Below are 3,052 nucleotides of genomic sequence, written 5' to 3' on the forward strand. Positions count from 1 at the left end.
CCTAACTCCATGATTGCATCCAAGGCAGGAATCAAAGATTCGGCTCCTTCTAATGAAAAGCGTTTTTGACCAGGAAATCGTTTGTGTACAAATTTTTCGAAAAATACTGCTCTACCAAGTTTCCTTAATATATAATGTTTGTCTTCAAGAGTGAATGGATAAGTGTTTTTACTTGACTCAATTTTGTTTTGAATCCACTTAACAATTTCTGTATTTCTTATGTACTCATATTCAGATCCAACTGATCTGCAATAGGTTTCTTTCAGATGAGAAACAATATCTTTTAAACTGCTTCTTCCAATGCCTAATTCTGTTCCTGCTTGAAAAAGTTTATCTTGATCTGCGGCAGTTAATCCATAATTTTCGATATCGAGGGTGGGAGCGTAGGATCGACGTTTACGTACAGGATTGGTTTCCGTGAAGAGATGTCCACGCTGGCGATAGTCATTTATTAAATTGATGACTTTGAACTCGTCGGGATAAACGCGAACATCACTATCGGATTGCGAATAATTGGTTCTCGAAAACTCATATCCATCAAAAAAGAGTTTCCAACTTTGATCAACAGAATCTGGATCTTTTAAAAACTTCTGATAAAGATCCTCAACCATTTCAGGATCAATTGTATTTAAATAGGAAAAACTATCCATTTGTTATTTGTCTTTAGTCTTAATAAGCAAAATTACGAATTATTTAAATAGCTTATTTACAGGATGTATAGTTAATTTATTCACAATAAAAATAATAAAAAAAAGTCAGCCGAATTTCGACTGACTTTTACATCATTATGAATTTTACTTTCTGTAGAAATTCTCTATTCAGGTTCAATCGCTTCAACCGGACAAACGTCTGCACAAGAACCACAGTCAGTGCAAATATCAGGATCAATTACATAGATATCACCTTCTGTAATTGCGTCTACTGGACATTCGTCAATACAAGTACCACAAGCGGTACAATCATCAGTTATTTTGTAAGCCATGATTTTAAGTTTTTATTATTAATATTTGATGAATTGATAATGCAAATATAAGCAGTTTATATAAATCAAACCCCCTCAAATTAATTTATATAAATTCTAAATAACTGAGGGTCATGGATGTTTAATCTGAGGCTCAAAAGAGCTCTTAAAATCTTTCCTTAGGTGCATAAGAATCTAATTTATAAACTATTCAAGTATAATACTTGATTCCTTTGGTATTAGAATTTAATTTAAACATCAAGAAACCAGCTGTTTATGTGTGTGATTAATCAAATTTTGAGGATCTTAAATTTCTAAAAAAAAGTAAATGAAAACTTGGTTTTAAAAAAAATAAATGGTGTAACTTTGCTGTGTTTATTAAACAAAAAAAATGAGCGATATTAAGAAAAAGAACCAAATAGTTGAACTGGATGAGGTTGTTTTAAGATTTGCTGGAGATTCTGGTGATGGGATGCAACTAACGGGTTCATTGTTCTCCGATTCAGCGGCATTTGCCGGAAACGATTTTGCAACTTTCCCGGATTATCCGGCAGAGATCAGGGCTCCACAAGGCACTGTGGCTGGTGTTTCAGGTTTCCAGATTCATTTTGGGCATACCAGTATTCATACATCAGGCGATTATGCAGATGTATTGGTTGCGATGAATCCAGCTTCCTTAAAAGCTACTTTGAAATGGGCGAAATCTAATGCAACAATTATTGTTGACACAGATACTTTTATTGAAAAAGGATTTTTGAAAGCAGGTTACGATACCAATCCTTTGGAGGATGGTTCGATGAATGACTACAATCTTATCAAAGCTCCAATTTCTACAATGACTGTTGCAGCAGTTGCTGATTTAGGATTAGATGCTAAGGTAGCCTTGAAAAGTAAAAACATGTTTGCCTTAGGTGTTGTATTATACCTTTTCAATCGTGAAATCGAAAAAACGAATGAATTTTTTGAAGAGAAATTCAAATCCAAGCCAGTCATCGTTGAAGCTAATAAACGTGTTTTAAAAGCGGGTTATAATTATGCTGAAAACGTAGAAGTGATTGGTCAGGTATATAATGTTCAACCTGCTGACTTAGAAAAAGGAACCTATCGTAATATTACAGGTAATGTTGCCACTGCTTGGGGTCTTTTAGCTGCTTCTGAACGTTCAAAACTTGAAATTTTTCTGGGTTCTTATCCTATAACCCCAGCTACTGAAATTCTTCAGGAAATTGCAAAACATAAATCACTTGGTGCGAAAGCTTTTCAAGCGGAGGACGAAATTGCTGGAATCTGTTCATCTCTTGGTGCAAGTTATGCCGGTTCCTTAGCTGTTACAACTACATCAGGGCCTGGTTTGTCACTGAAAAGTGAAGCCATTGGCTTAGCAGTGATGACGGAACTTCCTATTGTAATTGTGAATGTACAACGAGGTGGTCCTTCAACAGGATTGCCTACAAAATCAGAACAATCAGATTTAATGCAAGCTTTATATGGTCGTAATGGAGATGGTCCTGTGATTATTGTTGCTGCAGCTAGTTCGGTTGATTGTTTTTATGCTGCATACTTATCAGCTAAATTGGCTGTAGAACATATGACTCCTGTAATTTTATTGACTGATGGTTCATTAGCGAATGGATCGGAAGTGTTTAAAATTCCAAAAGTAGCTAGCTTGATGGATATTAATCCACCAATTGTCAAGGCGAATGATCCAGATTATCTTCCTTATCGGAGAGATTCCGAAAAACTAAATCGTTTCTGGGCTATTCCAGGTACTGAAGGTTTACGCCATCGTCTAGGAGGACTTGAAAAAGATAATCCTAGTGGAAATGTTTCTCATGATCCAATCAATCATGAAACCATGGTTAAACTTCGTGAAGAAAAAGTTCAGCGAGTAGCCAATTATATTCCTGAACAAGAAATCATTGGTGAAGATGAAGGTGATTTATTAATTGTTAGTTGGGGTGGCACTTATGGTGTGATGCTAACTGCTGTAGAAAAATTGCAAAAAGAAGGTAAAAAAGTTAGTTTGGCACATTTTAGATATATTAGCCCATTACCTAAAAATACAAATGAAATTTTCAAAAATTTCAAAAA

General features: G+C 35.0%; 3 protein-coding genes. 1 reads left to right on the forward strand and 2 read right to left on the reverse strand.

The features are described from left to right. Together KKG99_12450 and KKG99_12455 are read right to left on the reverse strand one after the other, a co-directional pair. On the reverse strand, positions 1–650 hold a 650-nt coding region (locus KKG99_12450), incomplete at its 3' end, for a 2-oxoglutarate dehydrogenase E1 component (protein MBU1013808.1). A 164-nt stretch (positions 651–814) separates the two neighbouring features. Beyond that, positions 815–982, reverse strand: coding sequence for a 4Fe-4S binding protein (locus tag KKG99_12455; GenBank protein MBU1013809.1), 168 nt, complete (start codon positions 980–982; stop codon positions 815–817). 370 nt (positions 983–1,352) lie between these two features. On the opposite strand from KKG99_12455, the gene KKG99_12460 reads away from it, so the two are divergent. After that, on the forward strand, positions 1,353–3,052 hold a 1,700-nt coding region (locus tag KKG99_12460), incomplete at its 3' end, for a 2-oxoacid:acceptor oxidoreductase subunit alpha (GenBank protein MBU1013810.1).

This window comes from Bacteroidota bacterium, assembly GCA_018816945.1.
GTDB lineage: Bacteria > Bacteroidota > Bacteroidia > Bacteroidales.